The following is a 26,569-nucleotide window of genomic DNA, read 5'->3' as shown; positions in this document are numbered from 1 at the left end:
TTTCCCCTAATTTCCCCTCCCCAGGATTCTGCCGCTTTCAGCCACTCCCACCCTCGGGATGTGACACGGTAGCGCAGTGACTCCCGCAACACTTGGCAACACTCCAACCTCTGTCACCCAGACATTCCGCTCCCATCAGTAAGCCAAGATGGTCGTACGTTTGAAAGCTGACCAGGCCAGCAAGAACGCGGTAGAAATTTACGGTGTGCCTAGCGTTCTTTACCCTCACATCGTCCCAGAGTGAATACCGTGAGCATCTGACCTTGCCCGCTGCGTTTGAGCTCCGTTTTCACCCTTGGTAACCTCTCCTGCGCCTGCGATCCCCAAACCGCGTTACTCGGGCGGTGTATTCTGATTGTCGCCTTGTCGTCATTAGTTTTTAGTCATGCCGTAGTGGAGAGGTAACGTATTGGAAGTTCCAGAGATTGGTTCGAATATCAACGATCAGCCAGAACCCCCCCTCTCAAAAAACCTATTTCACCGGCTAATAAACAGGGCCATGGATGCGGCGGGCCTCCAGCAGACTTCCGCGTGGCAGGCTGGTAGATCTTTTGGGCATCAGAATGGGTATCGACTAGGGTTTGATGCGGGGCGCCAGGCGGGTACCGAGACAGGCAAGGTTGAGGGGCGTGCTCTAGGGCTGCGTGAAGGCAACGTCTCCGGACATCACGAAGGCCGTATGGTCGGGTTTGATGAGGGCCATATTGCTGGTTTTGATGAGGGGCACAAGAAAGGTTACGAGGAAGGTAAGCTTGTCATTGAACTGCAGCCTGGGCCATCTCCTACAATCGGGGCTCCTGGTGTACGTGAGGACGTACTGTTCAAGGACTGGAGCTTCCCCATCACCGATGAGTTGGCGGGGCAGATCCGCGCAGATGTCATAGCTCGACTTCCCAAACAGATCCCGTCTAAATCCCAATGGGAAATGATCCTCTCCAAAACGCCCACCACTTCTGTGGTGGCAGGGGCCGGGAGCGGAAAATCCACTACCATGGTGCTCCGCCTGTTGGTGCTGCGTCACTACCTTGGGATCGAATTTAAGAATATGACCGTCGTAACCTTCACCGTTGAATCCAAATTGGATTTCGCGAAAAAGGTGAGGGAGGTGTTTAAGCACTGGAAGTACGACATTACCGTCGAGGATTCGCTTAAAATCGTTCGAACCTTCCATTCGAGGATTCTTTCGTTTGCACGCTGTTTGCCGGGCATGAGCGATGTAGCACCGTTCGAGTTTTTGGAAAAGGACGGGAGTACCAAGGAAAAGGGGTCGATGTTCCAGGTGAAGATGGGGGAAGCCCAGCTAGCACTGATGAACGATTGCTACATGAAGTTGTATGACTCCAACCCGGAATTCAAAGCACTGATCGGCAAGTTGTACAGCCATTCGCTTGCGATAGAGAAGATGAGTGCTGAAAGCCCTGAAGCGCTCAAGGCGCAGCGGCAGGCTCGCGATCTAGCCAAGGCAGACGAAGACATCTGCGACACGCTGGAGCGCACCTGGCGAGCAGCAGGCAAATGGCCCATTCAGGGAATCGAGCCCTCTCGGAAAGTGATCCGACTCCTAGGGCAGGACTTTCAGGTTAACGGCTACATCTCTGAGATCGATGCGTTCGTTATTCTAGGCGTAGACCGCTCTGAGGATAGCGAGCTGAGGGCGAAGGAAGGGCGCTGGCAGTACCTCACGTATGACGTCAAAAATAAGCTCATACTTTTCCAGGCGCACTGTTCCCGGCCTGTAATCTTCCTGCGAAGCTATATGGATGCTGACAAGTCGATTGAGGTGATCAAAAACCTCGCGAACACTTGCCCGAAATTTAACTACAAAATTGAGGGGGATATCGTCCCTCAGTACATCACCGAGGCGTTTTATAGCGCAGCGTCGTACATGGAAAACCTGGGGCTGGACGTGTTCGAAGCCATCCGAGCAATGCGTCTTCGCAAAGACGATCCGGATCGGGATTTCTTCCATGCGCTGGCGATCTACTGGAGCAGCTTCACGCGAATGCTGTTCCACATGTCTCCGCCGATCATGACATTCAACACCATGTTTGCATTGTTCAGCGAGCGCAAGCCTCACAACCTTCGGGTGTTAACACCCGGTGTCCTCCAGCCGATGACGACCTTGCTAGTTGATGAATTCCAAGACGTAGGCGCCAATACGATCTCATGGATTCGCGCAACATTTGCCGAGATCGAGCGACGTAATCTGGTCGTCCCTACGAAGGGGCGGGCGGCACATGCATCAGTCATGGCGGTTGGCGATGACTGGCAAAGCATTTATGGCTGGCGCGGCAGCTCGCCTCACTACTTGCTTGAATTTGACAAGGTCTTTGAATCACCAGTACCTAATCAAGTTTTGATGCAGGAGAATCATCGTTCGCATCAGATGGTGATCGATGCCGCCGAGGAAATTGTGAAGCGCACCCCGGGACTCGATAATAAGCATGGCACCGCTATGAACCCTGAGGTCACGGAGCACCAGGTACCGGTCAAAATCCAAGATCTGGAATGGAAACAAATCGCTGCCGATGTCGAGCGTCATTACGATGCTGGCGACTCCATTCTCGTACTTACGCGTTCCAACTCTGTGAAGGAAGAGGCACGTGATGAGTTGAAGGAACTGGTTGAGCGATCCCGATTTGAGAAACGCTCCACCCAAATCAAGTTCTTGACGTACCATTCCGCCAAAGGCCTGCAGGCCAAGGCGGTTTTCCTGTTAGGCGACTGCGACTTGAAGACATCGTCGCCGTCAAAAAATGATCTCTATGCGCAAGCCGGGCTTAGCAGGCCGGGAGATCCCTGTGGATACGACACGGCTCAAAGCGAGGAGGCCTTGCGCACAGCTTATGTCGCCATTACGCGGGCGATCACGTACTGCTACTGGTACCTGGAAAAAGATGAGTCGAGGCCTGCGCTTGAGAAAGCGAGCCGCCATATCAAAAAAACTGAGCCTTATTGGAAGATGGGCTAAGAGACGATGCAGGGTTTACCCGAAGGTTGAGCGATCAGCAGAATATTTGATACAGCTTGAAACGTTGGGCAGCGCTGTCGTGGTTTCGCTTTGAGTACTAGCCTCAGCGGCGCAGCAAGATGCGCGGAGATGAGACCAAGCGCCAAGTGGCGCCTGGCTTGTGTCGCTTGATCAAATCATAACCACTTCGTCAGCAGTCAGCCATTCGGCCTCTATCACCGAGGCTCTGGCCACTTCCGGTTGAGCTGTATACACCACGATCGCCAAACTTTCCTCGGCACGACTGCAGGTGACGTAAAGCAGGCGGCGTGTTCGAGAAAGGGAGCTGTCTTTGCCATCGCGCTCGTTTCTGATATCAGTTTCAGAGGCAGGCTTTACGCCCAGCAGTTTGTCGTAGCTGAAGAGGAACCCGCCAGCTTCTTCGTCATTGATGATCACCATGACGCGTGGAAATTCCAAGCCTTTGACGCCTTGGTGTGTGTCGAATGGCGAGAGTTCATCAGCGTAATCAGCAAGGGCAGCCATCTCTGAATAGGGGCGCCCTAACAGCATGCGATAAGCGTGGGTTTCCAGCGCTTCACGATCTGTCGTCTCCGGTGGGGCCTCATCGGTGGCACCTGCCAGCATCGCCTCGATCAACCGATCTGGAAGATCAAGCAGGCTGGTTTCAAAGAGTACTTGGGCTACGGCTTCGATCAGTGGGTCGTGATCGTTGCTAAACAACTCACACAACGTTTGGACTGCGCTTCCGACTTTTTCTAGTAGGGCCAATTGGTCTGGCGCGTCTTTCATATAACTCGGGTCAAGAAGGGGGGAGCGGAGTCGTACGGCCTCCATGAGCGTAAAGGAATCTTTCTGAGCTGCCTGGAGAATGGGGGCGACGCGCTCAAAAAATAGTTTGAGGATGGGCAGCGTCCCATCCAACAGTCCCGTGCGAAGGTGATCTACGTTGTAGAGCGGCGTGAATACACCTTCAAATCCCATGCGGCGTCCGGCCATCTTGTGTTCGAGAATGAGTGTCTTCCTGCCCGCAGTACCGCTTGCCCAGGTCGGATCACCCGTAACCTCTGCCATACGCTCAGCGATTCTAGCTTCCAAGCTGAAGTCTTGGCCGGGCGCTTGCTGAGTGCAGAACATCCGCACAGTTCCTTCAATGGCACCAGGCTTTGGTTTCTGCTGGTGAGTGTCGGCATTGGCACGGATGACATTGATTAAGTCAACAATGCGAGTAGGACAACGCCGGTTCATGCGCTTTTCCGGCTTGGCCCAATCATCAGGAATTGATTCGTCTAGGCGCTCCTTACCGTCGTTGTAGATGCGTTGCATCATGTCGCCAAGCAGGCCGAGGCAAAAACGATCTGACACTTGGGCTTGGACTCGAAGAAATGCGTCCATGAGTGGGCCATTGGTGTCCTGACTTTCATCAATCAGCAGAACAGGATGACGATCTGCGAGAATGTTGAGCAATGGCGGCTCAGGAATGAACTGCGCTGCCATCTGGATGACCTCGGTGTGGTTGAGGGCTTGTCTGCCCCGATTATCTCCCGTCGGACTGTAAGTGAAGGTTGGGATGTTATCGAGGTCATTCAGGCGACGAGCTTTGCTGTCTCGACTTGCCTGGTTTGCCAATGAGGTCTTGTTGGGCTGTCTAGCCCGGCGAATCTTGTCGTCCAGCTCTGCGATATCGTTTGCCAGCTTGACCCTCAACCACTCACGTATGTCGTCGTTGAAGCCTTGAATCATCTTCCAAGAAAAGGCATGGATGGTGGAGACCACTACCAGCGGATCGAACTCAAGTCGACGCGCGATCTCATCGCGCGCGGCGTTGGTGTAGGTGATGATCGCAATCTGACGCCCCTCGAACGTGAGGCGTTGCCGTTCTCTGTCCTTGAGCGATTTCACCGCCATGACCAACGAGTACGTCTTCCCTGATCCTGCCCCTGCGTACAAGAAAAAACTGCGTGGTTGCTCAAGGTTCAGACATTGCTCGATGATGCAATCAGCGCTCGGTGCATCATCCATTTCGATCTCCGTCGTGACGATCATTGGGCGGTTACCTCAATGCTGGCGGAGGGAATGATCAGAAGCTCTTTGCTCTTCTTCTTGAGCTTGTCTTCGAGCCATGTCAGGCCTTCGCGAATGTACTCTGGCACCAAGAGCTTGGCGAAATCAGGGTCTTCCAATACCTGCAGCGCGAACTCCGCTTTATCTCCGCCTCGGAGTTCATCGAACAGCGCAGTTCCCAACCCCAATGCTGTTTCGGCTTCGCGCAACGCTTTGGCGAATGATCGTGTCAAACCGCGACCACTCTTATTCGCAAAATGCTCGGCATTGCTCAGTACCAAGCTGTCCTCGAACGTATTCGGGAGAGTTTCCACTTCTTCATTCGTAAGGGGGAGGCGAATTGTGATGGGCGTTTGATAAGCGATCCTGATCGAGAACAGATCGTCGATCTGCTGAGCCTTGTCATCGAATGCTAAATTCAGCAAGGTGTCGACGTCATGGCCAAGATTGCGAGCCATCATCCAGTGGCGCACGGTGGGATTGTTGGTGCGCTGCTGCGCATTGCGCTCGACCGGTTTCGCCACCTTCAATAAACCTGCATCCAGGTCGGTGATCACCAGAGTGATAATTCCCAAGGCGTCGACCAGTGGGCGCAGCCGGTGCGCATGACTTCCGCCAATGTCCAAGATGGTGATGTAGCAACGATCCAGGAAGGGGAAATGCTTTCTCAGGACATGAGGCAGCATCATGCGTTCGGCAGCGCCTTCAACGAGAATCACTGCGTCCGCGAAGAAAAGATCGGCATGCTGAGCGCGCAGGTAGCGGGTAACAAATGCCTTGGTCTGGTTCTTTTTACCGAACACGGAACTTAGGTTCGAGACGGTCGAGACTGGGATTGGTATACCCGCCATCCCTGCTGGGAGTCGGCGGAAATAGCGCAGATTTTCGTATTCCGTCTCATGGGCGACATGGCTTGAGTGGGAGCTGACAACCAACTGGGTTTTTAGGTTCGGGTATTTCTCAAGCAATGGGTCGGAGCACAGCACATGGTAGGCGTGCTTGATGAATGCTTGTTGCACCTGAACGTGCAGGTGGGCTTCAGGCTCTTCGATGAGGATAAGGTGGATGGGTTCTACGCCCGAGGCAGTTTGCTCTTCCACATTCTTGTATTTTTTAAGCCATTCATCACGAAACGCCATGAGCTGGAAAATCATTGAAATCAGGTTTTGATAGCCCAGGCCGTTGGAGGTCTCGGGCAGGCGCAGTGCCGGAGCACCGGGCGCCCCCGCTACTGAGTCAAGCTCGAACAACACTGCAGCTTCGTGATTCATCCCGTCGGTGGGGGCAAGCCGGGTCTCTACCTTGATGGCTGGATCGGAATGGTTGGGGTAGCCCAGGCCAGCAACTTCTCGCAGGGCAGGAGCAAAGCTTGAAGTTAAACGGGTATCAAACGCTGACTGGGCAGCTTGGATCGCCGTGAGCGCTTCTAAGTCCGAAATGTCCGGACTGTCGCCAGGATCTAGATGTCGAGTGTAGTAAGCGCGTAGTTGTTCGGTGAGCCGTTTACCCGATCCCCCTTTTCCTTCAGTCACGCGTTCATCAGCACTGTCACCAAACCCGCGTTGAGCATTGATCTCATGCACGCGTATGAGGTTGTCTAAGGGGTTGCGCTCAAGTGGAATCGCACTCGTAGCCAATGGCTGCTGATTGGCATGGCGAGTGTCGGGATCAGGATCCCTTAGCTGAGAGGGATCGAGGCGATACCATCGCACTACGAAGGTGTTGCCTAGACGCCGGTTGAGGTAGTCGTGCAGGCCCTGTGGCCAAAGGGGTAGAACAGGCGGTGATTGGTCAGGTTTCGTTTGATTAAGGATCTCCTGCTGCAATTGCTTTACCCGAGTGCGCTCTTTGCGATAGTCGGTAAACAGCGCGGGCATATCCTTGGGTTCGAGCCGGAATCGCATTCCAACGTGCCCACCTTTCCAGGCAAAATTCGGGATTAAATCCCGAATGAAATGCAGTTCACCTTCCTCTGCCTTAACCCAGATATCCAGCGTGGGCAGCCATTCTGCCCAGTCGTTTGCCGCCGGGATCTCGAAATCGTCGCCCGCGACCTCCCACGCCTCGCCAATGGCATCAATAGCCGCAAGGTGTGAGAGCGTCAGATCCTGCAAACGAAACGCTGATGCCTTGGAGAGCAGAAACTTTCGCAGTGCAAGCATCGCGGAGGACTTACCGCTGTTATTAGCGCCGACAAGAAGGGTGGTGGTGCAGGCGAGATCGATTCGAACAGACAGGAGCTTGCGGAAGTTCGCAATTTCCAGATGCTGGATGTTCATGGTTTCTTCCCTGATGACTGCTCAGCGGCGGTTTGCCTGGCTGATGGGTCATAAGACTCTAGCTGAGCCAATTCTCAACTCCAACTAGATGCAGGTACTCCTTCTGAAGAAGACATTCCTGAAAAGGTGTTTCGATTTTCCTAGTCAGCGATCAGTGCTTCGAACAGAAGCTCGCTCGTTGCGGCGCATCGGAGTTTTTTAGCCTCTGTCATGCCAATCACTATGTGGCGAGTAGCAGATCGTTCTGGACGTATGGATGGGTTTCTTCACTAGTACTTCAGGCTACGAAAGCTGACGAGGTGGAGAGCCAGAAGCCTTCCAGGATTGCCGCTGAGGTTCATGGTAGAAAGTGTTCGTTGCCTGTGGCTGTCGCCTAAAGTCTGAGCCTGCACGCTTGCAATTTGTCGGTTATGTCAGCAACCTCGACAGCTGAAACTATTATATTGCCATCATCCTGAAGACGGTGAGGTCATCCATGGACGGTCGCATCAGTGCTGCTCTCAGCCATGAAATCAACTCGCATCGGGCTCGCTTGGCGCCCTTTTTCGATGGCAATAGCAAACCCAACCCGTCCGTAAGCTTTGCCAACGATGGTACTGGGTTCGGCAAGTCCTATAACGTGTTCGATCAGTTCGTCGAGCATTCCGCCGTTCGTAACGAAAGCGGTGGTCATCGCAATCTGTTCTTCATCACGCCACACAAGGCGCAGATCGACGTTTCCCAGGTCACTCAGGATAAAGCTGCAGAGCGCGGCGTCAGTATTTTGAGCTTCTTGGCTGAGCGAGACCTATCTGATCTGAACTTCGTCGGCTGGGTTTCCAAGGTACGCAACGAAGACCTTTACATCGGTTGGATCAGTGCCCTTAACTCCGACTACTACCGGGACGCAGTCAGCGAACTGAGCAGTGCGATCAACGGACTCAAAGCGGCAGAAGCTGAGCACACGCGCTACCTAAAACTGGAAGATCCTGACCACCTGCGCGACATAGAATTGCGGCGCCGAATTGACGCTTCGAAAAGCCGTCTGCTCTTTGCGCTACAGGGGCTGGCTAAAGCGGTTATCAGGGAGAAAGTTGGCTCTCAATTCGTGGCCACTGAAGACCGCTTTAAGGGGCCTCAGAATCATCGGGAGCGTGCGAAGATTGAGGTGATCGACCATGTGCTGCCGTTCGAGCGGGCCAAGGTAGGGCCAACCATCTTCATCGCTACCACGGCCCGATTTTTGAAGCGCGCGTTCATCGCCTACACCGACAAAAGGCGAGAGCCGAACATCAAGAAGCTGAGCTTCGATGCGATTCTGGGAGCTAAGCGTTCACCCACGAATGCCGAGGAAGAGGCTATCGCGCCCATTGGTGCGGCCTGCAGCTTGTCGCACAATGAGCAAATCGGATACCTCAAGAACGATTTTTTCATCTCGGACGAGGCAAATTTTTTCAAGATTCACGGCATCACGTTCAACCTCGTCGTGGATGAAGAACACGATAGCTACGACAGGATTTTCGAGGAGAGCAAGATAAAGCTGGTCAACGAGAGGGTGAAGCCACCTCATGTGATTGCTGGCCTGCATCGCCTCATGGAAGTGATTTCAGAAGAATATGGCCCCGACGATGACGAACCCATCGCGTTCGACGAAACGGCTGAGTTAATGCAGGATCTGCGTCAGCACTATGAGGAGGACTGCCAAGCTAGTGTCCCTCTCAATACCATCCTGAAGATGTGCTCTGGCAACGTCGGCCATATCACTATCGACAATCGCGATGTCGAACAGATCCTTTCGCTGTCTCGGAATATTTTCAGCCTCACTCCAAGGCGTTTCTACAACGAGGATGCGCTCAAGCGAATCAGGATGCGGTCGGTGTGTGGTAACAGTGAGATCCGTCTGTATTTCGATGATGGGAGCCCCTCTGAAGACCCCACCTTGCACGACTTCCTGCAGGTCATGCTCTGCGCCCTGTATGCCTGCTCCAAAGTCCCTCAGAAGAGTCAGCTGAGGCAACTCTTGGAGCTTGGCCACGAGGCCAGTCAGAACGCGCCGTTACTGGAGTTCATCAAAACCTCCAGGCAGCATCGTTCTTACGTAGCCTCGGTTTTCGATCGTGCTAAGGACGCAGAAATATTCGTCGATGCGTTCTTCACCTTTTTCGCACCGAAGATTGTCTTCTCGCTCATCAAGGTCGAGGAAATCCCTTTCGGTGGTGAGGCGGTGAAGAACCGGGTCTTTGTTGATTTCCATCTTGACCTGATCCTTGAGCTCCCCGAGGTCAAGCTGCTGCGTATTCTGCACGCCACTCAGAACAGTGCGATGTGCTTGAGCGCGACTACGGGTTTCAGGAATTCCTATTCCGGCAATTTCTCAAGAAGGATGCTGTTCCGATACGGTGAGGCTCAACCTGACAACTTGGATGTTCGCGTCGTTCAACGCTCCGAAGCTGATGTAGGCGCGATGTCAGATCTTCGGGCTGCCCGTGCCAAAGCCAGGACGATGGAGGTGAGGCCGTTCCACAAGACATCGGCTGATGACATCAGTGGGTTGCGTAGTGAACCAACCTTCAAGAGCGTTTTCAGCTTCTGGTCAACCAACCTGTTGCCGCCAGGCTTTCGCGATAACAAGTATCGGATGTCCGCCTACCGCCGGCAGATCGAGGCCATGCTTATGGCAGCGTGGGACGGCAAAAATACCTTTGTTCTCTCACTCAACAATCGCTTTGCCGAACTTTTCAAAAGGCTGTTTGCACAGGGGATCGAAAGCCGCATCAAAGGGCTGTCCCGTCAGTATCAGGACAAAATTTTCGAGCTAAGGCCATTCGATGGCAGAGCCAAGATACGGGTCATCTTGTTCAGCGCTCAGCTGGCCAAAGAGGTCAATATTGATGAGTATCTCAAGGTGGATGCCGATACCCGTATTTGCCTGATTTCCTCATACGGCAGCGCTGGTACTGGTCTCAACCTTTTCGTTGAGCGTGCCGAGGATGGCTTCCACCACGATTTTGATCGACTCATCTTGGTAAACACGCCTTTCTACAGCGCCATCCGTGAGAAGGACACCGGGCTCAATACCGTCAAGAACCACATTCTGCTGCTCAAGCACATTGCTTCGGGGCAGAACGAGGCCGTTCGATTGTCTCAGTTCGATTCGAACCTGATGCAGCCCAAGAACCGACGTATCTTGAATCAGGAGCACGACCTTGCAGTGCTCAAAGCCATTATCCAGGCTGTCGGGCGTGTTGAGCGGCGTGATACCCATCTTCATACCGAGATATTTCTACCAAGTGATGTCATTGACGACCTGGTGGTGAGGTACAGCAGACTTCGGCGGGAGGGCAATGACCTGCTTATTAACAGTCTGTCGCTGCTCAATCATAGGCTCATGCAGTTTTGCCTACAGCAAGCGGAGGGGCGCTGCTTCGCCAATCAGGAGGAGCGTGAGCTGTTCACCGCCAAGGTTGCCGCTGACGCTGCGGACATCGATAATTTCTTCACCGGTGCCTTCCGGAACAAGATCCTCAAAAGCGCCCGGGAAGGTGATCGCGACGCGATGATGTTTAACGAGATGCTCAGATCTCCCGAGAGCATCACGGCACCTGAGAAATACTTACGTAAGCTGCAGTCGTCGCCACTGGTGAAAGCCTCCAGTTACTACCAAGACGTCATCAAGGCTTTCTACTTGCCAAAGGCGGTCACGGAGCGCGTCACCGTCTGCACGACCTCCGAGAGCTTCAATCACTTGAGCGACCTGCTGCATGGTCACACCGTCTACCAGCCTGGGAAATGGCTTGTCCCAGATTATGTTCGCAACGATGGCGACGACCGAGATCCGGGAACAGGCATCATCAACCTCGCCTGCAACATGGCTACTGAGGGAATTGATGTTCATCTCCCTAATCCCGCGCTCATCCCACTGCTCAAGGGTAACGTAGGGGAGTTCATCTTCTCCAAAGTGCTTTCTGCGCTCGGGATTACACCTCTCAGTCTCGATGAACTCATCGAGCTATTGGGCCCGGCGGTTTACGAAAGCTACGACATTTTTGTAAGGGCCCAAGATATGGTCATCTGCATCGATGTGAAGCGATGGTCGGCCAGTCTGGATAGCGAGGAGCTTTCTCTGAAAACGCTTCACAGGGCAGAAACCAAGCGCTTGAACATGCAGGTACTGTGCGATCGCCTGAAGCTCACTCCTCGCTTTCTTTATGTCAACACACAACCGGATGACAATGCTCTTAACGCCGAGCGAGAGGCTACTCGCGGCGAGTCGATCCATTTCCTCAACGCCTTCAAGGTCATCACCCGGTACGTGCCGCAGAGCGAAGTGGGAAGCACCCACAGGGTGGATGACCGTCTGATGATTAATCCCACATTGGTACAGCTGCTAAGGAACGCGCGATGACTCCAATAAACCGTCTGGAAACTGGCTCTGCCGGAAAGGCACGCACCAACATGCTGAAGCTGCCTGGCGACCTTAGCGGCATCATTGACCGTTTGTCAGTCCTTGAAGAGGGACACGGGCACATCCAGGCAGCGGTGGTTGAGGTGACCAGACAGTTTGGTGAGGAGCCTGAGGTGTATTACCCACGGGTCGATGCCACCATCAAGGACTTCATCCGCAAAATACTGGGTGTGCCTGCGTCGACCCAGGTGCATTACAGCAAGTTCAGCGGCAAGAAGGGGATCTTTGGCTTTCTTTACCTGAGCATCCATGCGCCGGCACCTGGCCACGTGCGCCAAGTGATAACCGAGCACTCACTCAACCCCAGTTATGCAATCCAGGCATTGCTGGATCTAAAGCTGAAGCTCTCGTACCTATCGGATGTGCACAAGCATTACGAAATCGCCCCGGTCGAATACAACGCGAATCTGTACCTTGGCTTGGTGTTCAGTCGTACTGCCAAAAACGGTAACGACGTCTTCGAGGCTTTGGAATACGATCTGTTTTTCTCGAAGGAGCAGGAGCTCGTAGTCAACCTCAGACGGGCAGTCATGGAGTGCGCCGCGTCTGCAGACTCTGTGAGCAGACCAGTCACTGACTCCGGTATGTTGATGTTCGATTGGAGTGGGAAACGTTACCAGCGTGTACGTTCCCTCAACGCGACCACGAATACAGATCGCAACTACATGGCGTTCGCCACTAGCAATCCCGAGGCGAAGGCACTCGACCTGTATCACAACAGCATCAATTACCACCAAACTGACTGCCTGAATCGCATAGAGCGCCTTCTGATCCGCGCCGGTATTGAGTTCAGTCCGCTCGTGTATGAAGCCACCCATCAGGTCAGGGCGTTCCTGGAAGGACTGACGAGCATGTCAAATCCGCTCTGGCTGCTCGATACAGCTCAGGCGGGCAATGAAGCTTGGGAAAGCACCATTGCCACCCTGGCCGATCAGTTCGGTGCGTGTAAGGTGCTAAGTGGTGAAGGCCTGCCTCTACCCACTGAGCTGGCGGTCGGCAATACCAACTACCTGGTCGTTAGCGCAAAGGTTAAGACAGCCGGTAAGAGCAAGAACGGCTCCAGCATTTTCCAGCCCAAGGGGGAGGAGACGGAGGCCTACAATAGCTTCTGGCAAGCGCTTCGCGACAGCCAGCGTACTCCTGGTGCGCAGTTCGATTACTACACGTCGGTGAAGCTGCATCGCTTCAAAACATCCGTCGATACCATCTGCCAAGGCATCGACGTCGACCTCAAAAAGAAGCCTTCCGCATCGGCTATCGAGAAATGCTTGCAGGAATTGGCACTCAAAGAGTCAATTTTCCGAGACAAGTCCGTGACCATCAGCGGCGCAACATTGCCTGATCATGCGCTGCAGTTGGTGAGCTGCCGAAGGGACTGGAACGAGAACGTCTACATCCAGGTGCTCGATGTGACCGTAAGCGGCGAGACCATCAAGATCGAGCGCTCGCGCCGGTTTGATGATACATGCAAAGGTGAGTTCAATTATGAGTACAAGCAGTTGGGCGCCGTTTTCGGTAAGGAAGATGCCAAGGCTTTTGACGTCCTTTGGAACAAAGCGTTTTTGATTCGAGACATGCGCTCGAATACATGGCTGAATGCGTACAACACCATTCGCGTACCCTCGATTATCGGTAACACGCTATTCGACAATCAGGAGCGCCAAGATGATGGTACGTCACCGTCCCGTCAGGTTCGCGCCGAGGTGGCTTCACTGCCGTACTACATCACACCCACCAAGCAGAACCAGCGTCACAGCGTGTTCATCCAGGACAACGGCTTGGAAGGGGCTTTGTACTTCGTGGCGTCAAATAAAGCCACAAACGGAACCATTGCAAAGCAAAGCTTGCTGTACAACGTTGTGATCACCGACGAGGTCGGTACCCGCATTCCTGTCCTGAACAACCCATTGGGCGAGTTGTTCTTTTCAAGCTTCACCTACGACATCGTGAGGCTACGGGAGGCGGCCAAAAGCTCAATCTTCCAGAAGATTGTCGAGGTCTGCCTACACAACTAGCTCGGGGAGCAGCAAAGTTGGGCGAGGGGCGCGCGAGCTGGCGGCTTTTTGCGACAGGCACAATGGCTACTGACTTGAGTCGAATAGTGATCAGCGGTTCAGCTCGAACAAGCAGCGCCCCCATGAGCTCTGCGCAACGTTTGGTATCACGGCATTTTTTCGAGAAAAGTCAGGTTCAGCAGGGCGATTGGCAAGGGGGCGGCGCTAAAACGAATTTTCGTCGTCTCTCGATCTTTCGATTTGGTACGCTTCAGATGCGACAAAGCCGCCCTAGGGGCGGCTTTGTATGTGATTGCTGTAGATGTCGGGTTAGTAACTTTGCAAGCTCCACCCGCTAGACTCTACGATTTCACCATTGAGTATTTTACGAGCACGACGGGCCAAAATAACGCGAACTTCTTCGCCTGTAGGTTCCCGGCGTTCGGTGGAGTTGGCGCGGGTCGGCTTTCGAACCAGTTTCGCTCGTAGCTCAGTTCTCATCATCAACCTCCGATGCTTCAATGACGCCATCCTGACTGGAATAGCGGTCTTCTAATGATGCTAGCATCTTACCCAAATGGTAGCAAACAGGGTTCATGAGCTGCACGAACAGCTCGGCGCGATCCGAATTCATCAGCATGTCTTCAACGTTTCTGCTGACGTTCAGCACGCCCATCAGCTTTTCATTGTGGTAGATGGGCAAGCTGATCAGCGACTTGGCATGCTCCAGGTTCTGAAAGTACTGGGTAATCTCTTCTTCGTAGCGCGGGCTGATTTCCTTGTCTCTGCGTTTTTCAATCGTGAACCATTTGGCGATGGTAGCTTGCACGTCGGAAATGTAGATCGGTTGACCTGAAGCGGCGGATTGCGGAGCACCTGGCAGGTTGGGATGGTGGTAGGCGCACTTGTAATCCTGCTTGTAAGTGAAGGGCAGACAAATCTGCTCGACATTTTCATCCGCTTTGTCGGGGTGCAAGGATTCGACAGATAACTCGACGTCCTGGATGAACAGGATGCCAGAGCATCTCTCTATGGCCACGTTATAGGACTGGTTGTGGAGGAAAAACTCATATTGGAGTATCCAGTTTTCCAAACTGCGATCATCTTCGGCAGCATCGAGGGCTGCATTTTTGTCGCCACCGTTCTTGCCCTCATCGTCAGTCGTGGCCTGATCCAAGGCCAGATCAACGACTGGAGATAGCGCGATTTCGTCGCTGGAGAAAATGCGCATGATGTTGGCGTGATAGGAGACGAATTTGTGAGAGGCCGAAATGTCATCCCATGTTCTGGCCAGGCTGAGCACACCCGACATCATGGTTTGCACCCTTTTGATGATCATCTCCGGGGTTAATGACGCTATTTCGTTCTTGGTCAGACGTCGGAGCTCGCCAATCTCTCGAAGTGTCTGGACGTAATCGTTCATGAACTGACGCGGAGGGAGGTTGGTCAAGCGACCCTCCATCGCCGTATTCTCGCTTTTGATCAAACCCTCCCTCTCAACGGCGAGCGCCTCCAATCTTTCTTCCTTGCGAATCGCCATATCAGCCAGGCCTCTCTCGCGGAGCCAGACCATCAGCAATGCAAAAACTGCCAAAGCCAGTGCGACGATTGAGTGGATATAGGTATCTGGAGGGGGTGTTTCCTTGGGGAGCGTGCCGAGAATGGCCTGGCACTGCATGAGGATCGGAGAGCTGCAGATGGAGATGTACCCAGCGCTTAACACTGAAACCAGCGTCAGGATGATTGAGCCAGCTGGGTTTGCAAAAAACTTCGAAATCGCAACCCTGCTTCTACTGTCAACGGACATAACCTGAGCTTCCCTTCATTGGATCGACGCCGCAGGCGGAGCAGCGCTTATATGAGAGTGGCCATCATATTGTAATCATGGGTAAGTCATCTAGCGGGCGAGACCAGGGTTCCAAGCGCAGTATTTCGTTGTGAGGGGAATGGAGAGGCGGTAATGCCGGCAGGCAATGACAAGAACCGGGGTGTCCCCCGTGATTGATCGCGGGCGGTGGCGGGCTCGAATACGGGAGGGATTCGGGGAGGACTCAATTTGGTGGTAAAAAGCGCGTTTCATGAGCCAGAAACAAAAAGGGCCATCACGATGGATGGCCCTTTGAACATCAAGCTACCGGATTGATCGGCTTTTCCGGGTACCAGACGTCCAGCAGTGGGCTGACTTCAACGCTGGTCAGCTCGGTGCGGCCTTTGAGCCAGGCTTCAACGGCAGCGCGTTGTTCGGCGCTGACCGAGCCACGCTTCTGCAGGCAAACCAGACCGTAGTCGTCGCCGCCAACATAGCCCAGACCGTTGGCTTCCATGGCTTCTTTCAGGAATGCGTCGAGGAATGCATCGATTGCCTCGTCAGCCAAATCTTCCTTGAAGTCCAGGTTCAGCTCGAAGCCCAATTCCTGGAACTCGTCTACACAGAGCTTTTTGCGCAGACGCTGGGAACGGTTAGTGGCCATTGAAACAATCCTCTTAAGTAATAACGCCGCGCATCTTACCAGCTAAGCGAGATGCCTGCCTGATTGAGTGACGCTGATTGTAGGGGGAATCGGCTCGCTGACATGGTGTATCTAGTCAAGCGTGTCTTACAGGGCGCGTCATTGTGCGTATTTGCTTTTGAGCGCTGAGAGCCTGGTGGCATCTCGTTCGGTAAATGAGCCGGCATCAAATAACGGCTTTCCATCAGCACCATCAAGTCGTTCGACAGTTACAGTGAAAATCGCGTCCTTTGGTGGTTCCACCTTGCCCCAGTCTGAAAACTGATTAGGTGCGAGGTTCCAAGATTGGGTTTCGCCTGGTTCCAGACCACCACTGATTGAGTAGTTGAACGTTTCGACAAGCCAAGGCACTGAGCGTCTCGGAGAAGCAATAGTACCTTTGAAATACGCTCGCGATACGGCGCTAGCAGTTCCGTTGGTCACCGTTATTTCGATAATAGGTTGGTTGCCAAGGCCATACTCCTTGGCCTTTTGATAGAAGCGAGACTTCGAAACCTCAAAGCTTGCTAACTCGGTTTTGGCTGCTTCGGATTTTTTCTGCTTTTCGGCAAGCTCCTGAATTTCCGTCAATGCCTGCTGCCGCTCTCGCTCTGCACGTGCTTGACGGACTTGGTTCGCTTCATCAGAAATCTGCTGGGCTGTCTTCCCGTTAAGAGCGGCAAGCATGTCTGCCGACACGTCTTCAGCATTTTTCTTACCCTGAAAAAACTGAGATATATCGAGCCCTTGGAATGCAAGTACCATTACGTCAGAGGCGAATTGCTTGCGCTTGTCCTCAGGCAGGCTCGCGGCAACCTTTGCCGCAGAGTCTTTAAAAGCTTGCTGTGAACTACCGTCGAGCTTCGGCTCACCGCAACCAGCCAATATCCCCGCCATTAGTGCTACACACATCAACCGACGCATCTGCATTCCCTCTCAGAAAACTGAAGGGCAGCATATCAAAATGATGTCGAAATGCGATTGGCGCGGGGTAAGTCAGATGAGTATTTTGTGGCAGTCGTCGCGAACTCCCTCTTAAAGATCAGTATAGGGACGTCCCCGCATCTCCCCCCAACCTCGCAATCCCTTGCTTGATATGCCCGGCGTTCTCACCAATCCTCTCAAGCGCAACGCGCGCATTCTCACAAGCCTCAGATGACCCCCGCTGCTCCTCCACCAGGACGAGCTCCATCAGCGCTGCTTCGATCGCCAGTTGATTTTCGTACATTCTTGCCAGTACGTCGGGAAGGGAATATTGCTCGGCCATGACTCGACTCCGTTCGAATGGAGAGCAAAGCATAGCAGTGGTTCGATGGTGGCCAGGAATGGCCAACGGGCGAGGGCGTCAGCAAGAAAGAACAAAAAGCTTATTCCGAGCGATGCCAATGACGCTGAACCGTGGTCTTTGCCATCCCCAGCTTCCTCGCGACTTCAGCCCGCGAAAAGCCTTGCTCCTTGAGCGCCTGGACGGTCTTTCGTGCCTGGGTCGCAGCAGTAACACGAGGGTGAGGTGTTTGCTCAATTTCCAGCGGGATCAAGACCTTCAATAACGCGAGCGATTTCAGATCCTTTTCAGCGATCTTCAGGACGTCACCGGCGCTCAGTTCGTCCTGCGCTCCACAAACGAGTGCCATCAGCGCAACGGGACTTATCTCCAAAGCGTCGGCGAGCTCAATGATGGCGTCGAGACTGGGAGAGGTCTTTTCATTTTCGATACGGCTTACATGCGATTGATCGACCTTTTTACTCAGCTCTTGCTGTGTGAGGTCTCGCTTTGCTCGCAAAAGCTTCAGCGCTACGGCAAATGCAGTGCGGACAGACATTTTTCCGTTCCGTAAAAACAGAGCTGTATGCCGTGATTGCCATGATCCATTCAAATGTATATATTCATATAAGTGGATCTAGCGGCTCATTTGTGCGTTAACAATCTATGGGGGCTCAGCCACGCACCTGTCGTCAGGTATTTCAATTTAGCTGTAAATCGAGATCGGAATACAGATGAAGCTTTACGTGCTTTCAGATCTGCACAACGAATTTTCTCCGTTCGAGCCTGTGCCAGGGGATTACGACCTGGTCGTGCTGGTGGGTGATATCGATGTCAAGGCGAGAGGGGTGAGGTGGGCCAATGAGGTCTTTGCGCGCCCGGTGATTTACGTGTGCGGTAACCACGAATTTTATGGTGGGCACATTGATTACACGCTGCAAAAAATGAAGGAGCAGGCTCTACCGAATGTCCATGTTTTAGAGAACGAGACCTTTGTTTGGAACCAAGCACGGTTCCTTTGTGCAACGGGCTGGACTGACTTTTCGTCCAGCGGGAACATCGCTGCAGCCACCCAAACTGCATGGGATTGGATGAATGATTTTCGAGTCATTCGAACTGGAGAAAATTATCGTCGGTTGCGCCCGTCCGACCTGATCAGTCGAAACCATGCGTCATTCGCCTGGTTGACCAAGGCGCTTGATGAGCCCTTCGATGGCAAAACCGTCGTCTTGACGCATCACGCGCCCGTTCCTGAAGTCATGGGCGACAAGCATGAAGGCCACTTGAGTGCTGCTTACTCAAACAGTTGGTACGGGCTTCTGAATAAAGTGGATCTTTGGATTTTTGGGCACACCCACCGGGCCGTTGATGTGATGTTGGGCCGCTGCCGTGTGGTCTCGAATCCTAGGGGTTATCTAGATGAGCAAACGGGTTTCGATCCAGGCCTTGTCATCAGCCTTTCTTGAACTCACTGAGATGGCCGTCGACTTAGGGCTTCTATCAATCTGCTCAGCGATTTTGACGCGCACACCGTTTAAACACTTGTCCTCGATGTGTTGTGCAAGGGCAGCCAGTGACGGGTTGAAAAGCGTGCGGGGAGGGACACATGCACACAAAAACTTCTCAGCCTCAGCGCTCAGGTGTAACCCCGCATGAATGAGCTTTCACCGAGCATTCCCGCCGTAGTGACAGCGGCTATGGCGATCGATTTCGGAATGCCTATCACGGCTTATCTGGTGGCCGCCGTTGATACCCCACCGATACTCATGGGAACGGTGTTTGGCGATACGAAGGGGCGATTTAGAGAAGGTGCCAGTATCAGGACATCAAGGATAAAAAAGGCGTTCTTCATCGAGGGCCACTCGTTGTTCAAGACGGTCGGTGGAAGCCTCTACGTCGTAGTGAGCTGGATACCTCCCGGGAGCAATCTTTACATGAATCGCGTTTACCACTGATCGATCAGCGGGAGGCAGATTTCTGGTTGGAAGTTGAAGCTATTGCGTGCGATCGAAAACGACGCAGGAAAATTAATATTTGCTTGGGCTATCGAAAGGACGAGCAGATAAGGGTGGTATTGAGAAATATGGTTGTTTCAGATGTTGAGCTGCTAGGTGAGTTGCTATTCGGATCAGCACGAGTCCTGGATGGCTCAAGGCTTGAGGACGATGAGTTGATCGAACTGGCCACCGTTACCTTCACAGAAAAGCCATTCTGTGTCGTTCGGCAATGGATGTTGTTGGATGTCATGCTCCCGGAATTTCAAGAGCAGGAAGTGAAAGCACAAGGCCTTGAAGCAACGGTCTTGTATGCCCAAGCAGTGGTGTTCGATAGCAGTAAAAACCTCCATTCAGGCGACAGCGTCCTCAGCGATTTTCAGAGCGATTTTGAGAACTGCATTTTCGAAAGCAAAGACGTGTTGTACATCTTGGCCGGCCGTGGCGCGAGAAAGCACGTGAGTGCGCCTGCTGTTGAAGCGTTACGTGCTTTTAAAAATGCTGACGTTAATGAACGAGTGGCGAAAGCAGCACTGCATGAAAGTTTGCCAGGGCTCGCCTCGTAGGCTTTCGGGAGGTTGGGAAAAATTCCCTGTTTGGGCGGAATGCCTTGCTTGCCCTTGGATTGAATCAGAGACGCTGATCGAGAATCTATTCTCATCTGTCCAGGGAGACTGGCAACACTCCAGGCACTCTGCGGACTTATATTGATCAAGGCACAGTGAGGCTTCGGCAATTCGCCGAGACGTATGGAATCCATCACTCTTCAAATTCACTCGGATGGCCGTTGGCGCGATGCACTGGTGGTCAGCTTCGATTCACCTAGAGAGAGCCTGCGAAGCCGGTGCACGATCAACTACCAGCCCGAATATCTTGTGGATCAGCACATTCAACTGGGTTCGGTTAAAGCGCCTGCCGTCAGTGCGAACCTCCCTCTGGAGTGGGATATTCGGCGTGAGCCTGCCCCAGCTTTTTTGCACGATATCATCCCGGCCGGTGCTGGACGTCGGCACATCTTGTCGAGAATGGTAGTACCGCCAGGGATGTCGATTGATCTCTTTCTGCTGCAGCAATTCGCTGCTGCTCCCATTGGGCATATGCGTATAAAAAGTGCGGCCGGAGCGCTGTGTTCCGCACAAAAATTGACTGGTGGGTTTAATCGAGAAGAGGTTATTCAGGAAGGTATCAGCTTTCTCGACCAGGCCAGGGAATCGGGAATGGCAATAAGCGGTGCTCTTGGGGCCGGCGGTGAAGCTCCAAAAGTGCTGCTGGTGGAGGATGCCTCGGGTCAGCTTTATCCAGAGGGGGCGCTAGATGACGCAGATGTGCGTCGACATTGGTTTGTTAAATTCCCGCGTAACACCGCCACTCAGTTAGACCGCACCATCCTGCATTCCGAATACTGTTTTTACCGCGCGCTGGGCAAGCTGGGGATCGACACGATCGCCGCCGATGGTCTGACCCACGAAGCAGCGAAGATACCTAGCATTTGGATGCAAAGATTCGATCGGAAGGTCTCTTTGGGGGGAGTAGAGCGCAACGCAGTAGAGTCAATGTATTCATTATGTGGCGTCGGCAATCGAGGTGGCTGTTTGAATCATTTCGACGTCGTGGATCGGCTAGCGGAAACATGGATCGCTGCCGGCCAAGAGTCTGAAATACCGGACATGCTTAGCGAATACTTGCGACGGGATTTGATCAACCAGGCTCTCGGGAACACCGACAACCATGGCGGAAATCTCTCGATCCTTCGGGGCAAGGAGCGAGTTAGCTTCGCACCCATCTACGATGTTGCGCCGATGGTGATGGATATCGAGGGCGTTGTGCGGATCACACGGTGGCCAACAAATTTTGAACGATTAGGTTCAGTCGATTGGGGGGCTGTGTGTGCTCGCTTCGCGCATAGGGCAGATCCGGAATGGTTGTTCGATCGCTTAAAGTCAGATGCTCAACTATTGCTGGCGTTACCGGATTTGCTACAGGATCTAGGACTGCGCCAGGAAGCCTGGCGCTCGCCGATGATTCCGCTCAGGTGTCTCGAAGATACGTTTCGCAGGTGGAATTTGATGTGATTGATCCACGTCGAGGTAGGCTGCGCGACTGCACGGACTTGCCCACACATTTGCATTTGACCTAACCAGTCATTTGCATCAGATTTAAACAGCAAAATTCGTGGTAATGACCGGCATAGAGCGACCCAAAGGAGACGCTCGCCAACCACCGCTTTGGGCTAAAAAGCAGTTATCCATATGGCACAGTTTTGACGGCATTTCGCTGAATTTAAACGCGTCGATTTGGTGGCTTTGAAAAATATAGGGCGGGGGTTACCCACCGCCCTATAATTGATTAGCTCCTTACGAATGCGAGCAGATCGGCGTTAATCATATCGGCATTGGTTGTAGGCATTCCGTGCGGGAAGCCCGGGTAGATTTTCAGCGTACTGTTTTGCAGAAGTTTGGCCGACAGAACACCGGCATTCTCATAAGGGACTATCTGGTCATCGTCACCATGCATCACCAGGACAGGGATCTTGATGCTCTTCAAATCTTCGGTGAAGTCGGTCTGAGAAAACGCCACGATTCCGTCATAGTGTGCCTTTGCACAGCCCATCATGCCTTGTCGCCACCAGTTCCAGATGATTCCCTCGGACGGTTTTGAACCTGGGCGGTTATAGCCGTAAAAAGGCCCCGCTGGAACGTCGTAGTAGAACTGTGCGCGATTCGCTTGTAGTTGTGCCTGCAAGTCGTCGAAAACTGATTTCGGCAGGCCGCCAGGATTGCTCGGGGTCTGAACCATTAGCGGTGGCACAGCGCTGATGATGGCTGCTTTCGACACTCGGTCTTCGCCGTGGCGCGCGATGTAATGGATGACTTCACCTCCGCCGGTGGAATGACCGATATGGACAGCGCCTTGCACGCCGAGATGATTAACCACTGCCGCGACGTCATCGGCATAGTGATCCATGTCGTGTCCATCCCAGACCTGGCTGGATCGCCCGTGACCACGTCGGTCGTGTGCTACAACCCGGAAGCCGTTGGCCAGGAAAAAGAGCATTTGCGCGTCCCAATCGTCCGCGCTAAGCGGCCATCCGTGGTGGAAAAAGACTACCTGGGCATCGCGTGGCCCCCAGTCTTTGTAAAAGATTTCAACACCGTCCTGCGTAGCGACATACCCCATGTTCGTATCTCCAGAATGAAGTGAAGGCCTATACCGAATCGCGTTCGGAGCATGGCCTTGAATGAACAAAGTGCAGCCCATCCGATAGGCGGTTCAGAGGGCGCGATTGTGGATTGTTGCGCCTGCCCCATGACTTCCATAGCGGCTGAGCAACACGTTGCATTTGTGCTGCTTGGCCGCCCGATGACTTTAGGTTTAAAGTCAGCTTTAAGGTCAATAGATTTTTCAGGGTGGGTTATGAGAATAGGCGAACTGGCGAAAATCAGCGGATTGGCGCCGTCACGCATCCGGTTTTACGAGGCAAGCGGCCTGATCAAATCCGTTGAACGCAAGTCCAATGGCTACAGGGACTACGCGCCTGATACCGAGTGGGTTCTGGATATCATCACCGGAGCGCAGGCGGCGGGTTTTTCATTGGAAGAAATCCGGCAATTGATGCCGATGAATGCCAGCGGCTGGCAGCACGATGAGTTGCTCAGTGGGCTCAAGCAAAAGGTTGAGGAAATCGGTGTTCTACAAGAACGTCTAGCCCAGAACAAAGCGCAACTTCTGCTCGTCATCAAGGGCATCGAGGGTAAGCCCGAAGGCATGGCGTGTGTGGACAACGCGCAAATGCTGATAAATCGTTTGCGTGAAGAAGGGGTTGGCCAAGCTTCCGGCAAGCGTGCGGTAACGTCTTCCACGAGAAAAAACGCCCGCCAGGCTTCCGGGGCCTGACAGGCGTAACAGGTTTCAGCGCTCGCCAACCAGAGTGGCAAGCGGTTTAGGCGCGTAGAGCGCACTCTGGAACTCAGGCACGTATTCGTACTTCATCATTTTCCCGAGTTTCAGGGCACGGAGATAATTCGACAGGCTGCCGTCACCCAGGGTGAGGGTGGCCGAATCCGCATCGCGGCTGGAGCCGTGGCTGAGCTGGCGGGAAACAGCGTACCCATAGGCCAGTCGGCCTTGATGATCGAGGTTGGTGAAGCTGCTGGTGACGATATCGACATCATGCGAGAGGCCATTGAGCTTCTTCGCCTTGAAGGACACATCGACCTTGCCGGTCTGGCTGTCGGTGATGTCATAGACCACCGATTGCGCATCTTCTTTGCGGTCAATCCCGGTCAGCCATTTCGGCAGGTTATAGCCGACGACACCACGAACCCGCGCAAGCTCTGTATTGACCGGCAGCTTGAGCACATAGCCCCAGAAATCGCCAGACATCGACTGGCCAATCAGCGTGAGCGGCCCCAGATTCGATTTGCCGGGCTTGTTGGTGATGATCGACACGGCCACTTCGTTATAGGCGTCGTTATCGCAATGTTCATAGGTGTACGCGGTGAATGCGATCAAACCCCGGCCCGGCCAGACTTGCAGGGGTTGCACGGTGGCCATTACTTCCGGTGGCATCAGGGCCCGCAGTGCATCCAGATCGGCCGTATAGACTGCCGTAACGCGACTGTTCTGGTAGTAAAAGTTCGGGGAGTATGACTCGAAGCCAATGTCGACCTTGTGCTTTTCCAGTCCTTTGAACCAGCTCAAATCAACATCCGGCAGTTCTGCTGCAATCACCGACAAGGGCGGGTTCGAGCGATAACGGTCGTACAGGCCGCCCTTGACGACCGGCACTGTGTGGCCTGCGATATCGATTGTGTTGGTTTCAGTCGGGCTGAGCATTTCAGGCGTCCCCGCCAACGCATGGTTGGCAATTGAGCTGAACAGCAATCCTGTTAATACGGCGCTTGCGAGTTTCAATCGGTCTTTCTCCGGGTGGTGGGAACTACTTGAGGGTTCAGCGAGTTACGTTTTCGCCAGAGAGCACCGCCATCACGGCTTCAGCTACGGCTTTGGGCGATTGAGGGTTTTGGCCAGTGACAAGCCTTCCATCTGTGATGGCAAATGACGTGAATGGCAGCCAGCCCTTGCGGTACCGCGCACCCTGGCTCACCAACTTGTCCTCAAGGAAGAAGGGCACCTGGCTTTTCATGCCGGAGAACAGCTCTTCGCGATCAGAGAAGCCGGTGATGTTCTTGCCCTTGATGATCAACTGGCCTTGTTCATCCTTCAGATCCAACAGACCCGCTACGCCATGGCAGACGGCCGAGACGATGCCACCCTGGTTGTAGATGGTTTCGGCGACACGCCGCAGGTCGGGATTATTGGGGAAGTCCCACATCACCCCATGGCCCCCGGTGAAGTAGATGACGCTGAACTGGGACGGATCGATATCGGCGATCGGCAGCGTGTTTTGCAGGCGAGCGCGAAAGGCCGGGGACTGCAAATGCTCACGGGCGGCCTTGTCCATGTATAGCCAGCCGAGGCTGCGCTCATCCAGAGGCACCGCGCCGCCTTTGGGACTGGCAAAAACTGTGCTGTAGCCAGCCGCCTCCACTACATCGGTGAAATGCGTCAGCTCAGTCAGCCACAACCCTGTGGTATCGGTTCGTGAGGGATAGCTGGCGTGATTGGTCAGAATCACCAGAATTTGGCGATTCTTGGCAGTCATTGTGGAAGGGGCGGTATTAGCATTTACAAATGTCATGAAAGCGCTACCTATCAATACCAACGCATAAGAAACAAAGGTCTTGAGCATCATCCGGGTTCCATCAATCAAGCAGGTCAGCGCATGCTCACCTTAAACCTCGCTTTAAGGTCAATCCCCACTGCTGCAAATAATTTCCGCCGGAAGTTGCTCACTTCCGCTTGACCCTCAACCTGACTTTAACGCTAGCGTCTGGCACTGATTGGGCAAGGCAATAACGCACGACATCAATACCGTCAGGAGCAATGCATGAGTCAGCAAGACAACCTGGATATGCAGTTCAAATGGATGATCTATGGCGCCAATGGCTACACCGGCGAGTTGATCGCTCGTGATGCTGTAAAGCGTGGACTTAAACCTGTGCTGGCGGGACGCAACCGTGACAAGGTCGAAGCCCTCGGTCGGGAGCTGGGCCTTGAAACCCGAGTGTTCGGACTGGAGGATGAGGTGCGGTTGCTTGCTCAGATCAAAGGCCATGGCTTGGTTCTGCATTGCGCAGGGCCGTTTTCAGCGACCGCCACCCCTATGATGGAAGCCTGCTTGCGCGCCAATGCGCACTACCTGGACATCACCGGCGAAATTGCCGTATTCGAGCACGCCCAGTCCTTGAGTGAACGGGCGCGTGCGGCGGGCGTGGTCATTTGCCCCGGCGTCGGCTTTGATGTGGTGCCGACTGACTGTGTCGCCGCCGCATTGAAAAACGCACTGCCGGATGCAACGCACCTGGCGCTGGGGTTTGATTCGCGCTCGAGCTTTTCACCCGGTACTGCCAAAACTTCGATTGAAGGCATGGCGCAGGGCGGCAAGGTTCGTCGTGACGGCAAAATCGTCTCGGTACCGCTGGCGTATCGGGTACGGCGTATCGACTTTGGCGCCGGAGAGAAATTGGCCATGACCATTCCTTGGGGCGACGTTTCCACAGCTTGGCATACCACTGGTATTGCCAATATCGAAGTGTTTATTCCAGGCTCTGCGGGGATGATTCGCGGCGCCAGATTCGCCAATTTCATTCGTCCACTGTTGGGTTTGTCCTTCGTGCAGAGCCTGCTCAAGGCGCGCATCGGCAAGACAGTAGTCGGCCCGGATCAGGAAAAGCGTGCCGATCAAGGCACCTATGTATGGGGTGAGGCTAGAAACGCTCGCGGCGAATGCAAAGTCGCACGCGTGCACACCGCGAACGTCTACAGTCTGACGGTCGACGCAGCCTTGGCTGTGGTCGACTACCTGCTACAGACGCGCCCAGCTGGCGGCGCCTACACACCCGCTCGGTTGTTGGGCGCCCATCTGGTGACGCGCTTGCCAGGGTCTGGCGCGTTGAACATCGACTGACCTTGAAAAAGGTATTGACCTTAAAGTTTACTTCAAGCTT

19 protein-coding genes are annotated in these 26,569 nt (G+C 53.7%); 9 read left to right on the top strand and 10 right to left on the bottom strand.

Annotated features, from left to right (window positions below; all coding sequences use genetic code 11):
- The first annotated feature begins 409 nt into the window (after positions 1-409).
- Entirely contained in the window at positions 410-2,971 is a 2,562-nt protein-coding gene (locus tag ACEN9A_RS20410) for a UvrD-helicase domain-containing protein (RefSeq protein WP_413386085.1), read from the top strand.
- A 171-nt stretch (positions 2,972-3,142) separates the two neighbouring features.
- Here ACEN9A_RS20410 and ACEN9A_RS20405 read toward each other — a convergent pair whose 3' ends face one another.
- Together ACEN9A_RS20405 and ACEN9A_RS20400 are read right to left on the bottom strand one after the other, a co-directional pair.
- Complete coding sequence (locus ACEN9A_RS20405) at positions 3,143-5,017, bottom strand: UvrD-helicase domain-containing protein (RefSeq protein WP_413386087.1); 1,875 nt, start codon at positions 5,015-5,017, stop codon at positions 3,143-3,145.
- On the bottom strand, positions 5,014-7,314 hold the full coding sequence (locus ACEN9A_RS20400; protein WP_028941091.1) for an AAA family ATPase: 2,301 nt from the start codon (positions 7,312-7,314) through the stop codon (positions 5,014-5,016). Before ACEN9A_RS20400 ends, ACEN9A_RS20405 begins: the two co-directional genes overlap by 4 nt.
- Before the next feature lie 475 nt (positions 7,315-7,789).
- Between ACEN9A_RS20400 and ACEN9A_RS20395 the strand changes: the two genes are divergently transcribed.
- Positions 7,790-11,698, top strand: coding sequence for a hypothetical protein (locus ACEN9A_RS20395; RefSeq protein WP_028941092.1), 3,909 nt, complete (start codon positions 7,790-7,792; stop codon positions 11,696-11,698).
- On the top strand, positions 11,695-13,773 hold the full coding sequence (locus ACEN9A_RS20390) for a hypothetical protein (RefSeq protein ID WP_413386089.1): 2,079 nt from the start codon (positions 11,695-11,697) through the stop codon (positions 13,771-13,773). The genes ACEN9A_RS20395 and ACEN9A_RS20390 overlap by 4 nt, the downstream gene beginning before the upstream one ends.
- 469 nt (positions 13,774-14,242) lie before the next feature.
- Here the strand turns inward: ACEN9A_RS20390 and ACEN9A_RS20385 are convergent, their stop codons facing one another.
- The 5 genes from ACEN9A_RS20385 to ACEN9A_RS20365 form a co-directional block, all read right to left on the bottom strand.
- Positions 14,243-15,559: a hypothetical protein gene (locus ACEN9A_RS20385; RefSeq protein ID WP_413386091.1), complete on the bottom strand. Its 1,317-nt coding sequence runs from the start codon at positions 15,557-15,559 to the stop codon at positions 14,243-14,245.
- 319 nt (positions 15,560-15,878) lie between these two features.
- Positions 15,879-16,223 carry a YggL family protein gene (locus ACEN9A_RS20380; RefSeq protein ID WP_007971486.1) on the bottom strand — a complete coding sequence of 115 codons (345 nt, stop codon included), beginning with the start codon at positions 16,221-16,223 and terminating at the stop codon, positions 15,879-15,881.
- 138 nt (positions 16,224-16,361) lie between these two features.
- Positions 16,362-17,165 carry a DUF6694 family lipoprotein gene (locus ACEN9A_RS20375; RefSeq protein WP_413386093.1) on the bottom strand — a complete coding sequence of 268 codons (804 nt, stop codon included), beginning with the start codon at positions 17,163-17,165 and terminating at the stop codon, positions 16,362-16,364.
- A 118-nt stretch (positions 17,166-17,283) separates the two neighbouring features.
- Positions 17,284-17,508, bottom strand: coding sequence for a hypothetical protein (locus tag ACEN9A_RS20370; protein ID WP_028941096.1), 225 nt, complete (start codon positions 17,506-17,508; stop codon positions 17,284-17,286).
- Between the two features lie 100 nt (positions 17,509-17,608).
- On the bottom strand, positions 17,609-18,064 hold the full coding sequence (locus ACEN9A_RS20365; protein WP_028941097.1) for a helix-turn-helix domain-containing protein: 456 nt from the start codon (positions 18,062-18,064) through the stop codon (positions 17,609-17,611).
- Between the two features lie 175 nt (positions 18,065-18,239).
- Here ACEN9A_RS20365 and ACEN9A_RS20360 point away from each other — a divergent pair, with 175 nt between their 5' ends.
- The 4 genes from ACEN9A_RS20360 to ACEN9A_RS20345 all read left to right on the top strand — a co-directional run bounded on the left by ACEN9A_RS20360 (position 18,240) and on the right by ACEN9A_RS20345 (position 21,571).
- A complete protein-coding gene (locus ACEN9A_RS20360; protein ID WP_413386095.1) occupies positions 18,240-18,971 on the top strand; it encodes a metallophosphoesterase in 732 nt (243 codons plus the stop codon).
- 186 nt (positions 18,972-19,157) lie between these two features.
- Complete coding sequence (locus tag ACEN9A_RS20355) at positions 19,158-19,460, top strand: hypothetical protein (RefSeq protein WP_413386097.1); 303 nt, start codon at positions 19,158-19,160, stop codon at positions 19,458-19,460.
- A 26-nt stretch (positions 19,461-19,486) separates the two neighbouring features.
- Positions 19,487-20,065 carry a DUF6957 family protein gene (locus tag ACEN9A_RS20350; RefSeq protein ID WP_413386099.1) on the top strand — a complete coding sequence of 193 codons (579 nt, stop codon included), beginning with the start codon at positions 19,487-19,489 and terminating at the stop codon, positions 20,063-20,065.
- Between the two features lie 183 nt (positions 20,066-20,248).
- Positions 20,249-21,571, top strand: a complete 1,323-nt coding sequence (locus ACEN9A_RS20345; protein WP_413386101.1) for a type II toxin-antitoxin system HipA family toxin — start codon at positions 20,249-20,251, stop codon at positions 21,569-21,571.
- A gap of 274 nt (positions 21,572-21,845) precedes the next feature.
- Here ACEN9A_RS20345 and ACEN9A_RS20340 read toward each other — a convergent pair whose 3' ends face one another.
- On the bottom strand, positions 21,846-22,676 hold the full coding sequence (locus tag ACEN9A_RS20340; protein ID WP_413386103.1) for an alpha/beta fold hydrolase: 831 nt from the start codon (positions 22,674-22,676) through the stop codon (positions 21,846-21,848).
- A gap of 237 nt (positions 22,677-22,913) precedes the next feature.
- Here ACEN9A_RS20340 and ACEN9A_RS20335 point away from each other — a divergent pair, with 237 nt between their 5' ends.
- Positions 22,914-23,393, top strand: a complete 480-nt coding sequence (locus ACEN9A_RS20335; protein ID WP_413386194.1) for a MerR family transcriptional regulator — start codon at positions 22,914-22,916, stop codon at positions 23,391-23,393.
- Positions 23,394-23,408: 15 nt separating this feature from the next.
- Here the strand turns inward: ACEN9A_RS20335 and ACEN9A_RS20330 are convergent, their stop codons facing one another.
- Complete coding sequence (locus tag ACEN9A_RS20330) at positions 23,409-24,335, bottom strand: acetoacetate decarboxylase (ADC) (protein WP_413386196.1); 927 nt, start codon at positions 24,333-24,335, stop codon at positions 23,409-23,411.
- Positions 24,336-24,450: 115 nt separating this feature from the next.
- The gene (locus ACEN9A_RS20325; RefSeq protein WP_413386105.1) at positions 24,451-25,254 is read right to left on the bottom strand and encodes a type 1 glutamine amidotransferase domain-containing protein; all 804 of its coding nucleotides are present in this window, start codon (positions 25,252-25,254) and stop codon (positions 24,451-24,453) included.
- Between the two features lie 195 nt (positions 25,255-25,449).
- On the opposite strand from ACEN9A_RS20325, the gene ACEN9A_RS20320 reads away from it, so the two are divergent.
- Positions 25,450-26,529, top strand: a complete 1,080-nt coding sequence (locus tag ACEN9A_RS20320) for a saccharopine dehydrogenase family protein (RefSeq protein WP_413386107.1) — start codon at positions 25,450-25,452, stop codon at positions 26,527-26,529.
- Positions 26,530-26,569: the final 40 nt, after the last annotated feature.

It is taken from the genome of Pseudomonas sp. Pseusp18 (assembly GCF_059506005.1).
The sequence above is the reverse complement of the archived record's forward strand: the minus strand, read 5'-3'. Positions and strand labels throughout refer to the sequence as shown.

Bases quoted from the DNA above. Each gene is read 5' to 3' on its own strand.
- ACEN9A_RS20405 (WP_413386087.1), bottom strand. From the start codon at position 5,017: ATGATCGTCACGACGGAGATCGAAATGGATGATGCACCGAGCGCTGAT.
- ACEN9A_RS20400 (WP_028941091.1), bottom strand. From the start codon at position 7,314: ATGAACATCCAGCATCTGGAAATTGCGAACTTCCGCAAGCTCCTGTCT.
- ACEN9A_RS20395 (WP_028941092.1), top strand. From the start codon at position 7,790: ATGGACGGTCGCATCAGTGCTGCTCTCAGCCATGAAATCAACTCGCAT.
- ACEN9A_RS20390 (WP_413386089.1), top strand. From the start codon at position 11,695: ATGACTCCAATAAACCGTCTGGAAACTGGCTCTGCCGGAAAGGCACGC.
- ACEN9A_RS20385 (WP_413386091.1), bottom strand. From the start codon at position 15,559: ATGTCCGTTGACAGTAGAAGCAGGGTTGCGATTTCGAAGTTTTTTGCA.
- ACEN9A_RS20380 (WP_007971486.1), bottom strand. From the start codon at position 16,223: ATGGCCACTAACCGTTCCCAGCGTCTGCGCAAAAAGCTCTGTGTAGAC.
- ACEN9A_RS20375 (WP_413386093.1), bottom strand. From the start codon at position 17,165: ATGCGTCGGTTGATGTGTGTAGCACTAATGGCGGGGATATTGGCTGGT.
- ACEN9A_RS20370 (WP_028941096.1), bottom strand. From the start codon at position 17,508: ATGGCCGAGCAATATTCCCTTCCCGACGTACTGGCAAGAATGTACGAA.
- ACEN9A_RS20365 (WP_028941097.1), bottom strand. From the start codon at position 18,064: ATGTCTGTCCGCACTGCATTTGCCGTAGCGCTGAAGCTTTTGCGAGCA.
- ACEN9A_RS20360 (WP_413386095.1), top strand. From the start codon at position 18,240: ATGAAGCTTTACGTGCTTTCAGATCTGCACAACGAATTTTCTCCGTTC.
- ACEN9A_RS20355 (WP_413386097.1), top strand. From the start codon at position 19,158: ATGAATGAGCTTTCACCGAGCATTCCCGCCGTAGTGACAGCGGCTATG.
- ACEN9A_RS20345 (WP_413386101.1), top strand. From the start codon at position 20,249: ATGGAATCCATCACTCTTCAAATTCACTCGGATGGCCGTTGGCGCGAT.
- ACEN9A_RS20340 (WP_413386103.1), bottom strand. From the start codon at position 22,676: ATGGGGTATGTCGCTACGCAGGACGGTGTTGAAATCTTTTACAAAGAC.
- ACEN9A_RS20335 (WP_413386194.1), top strand. From the start codon at position 22,914: ATGAGAATAGGCGAACTGGCGAAAATCAGCGGATTGGCGCCGTCACGC.
- ACEN9A_RS20330 (WP_413386196.1), bottom strand. From the start codon at position 24,335: ATGCTCAGCCCGACTGAAACCAACACAATCGATATCGCAGGCCACACA.
- ACEN9A_RS20325 (WP_413386105.1), bottom strand. From the start codon at position 25,254: ATGATGCTCAAGACCTTTGTTTCTTATGCGTTGGTATTGATAGGTAGC.
- ACEN9A_RS20320 (WP_413386107.1), top strand. From the start codon at position 25,450: ATGAGTCAGCAAGACAACCTGGATATGCAGTTCAAATGGATGATCTAT.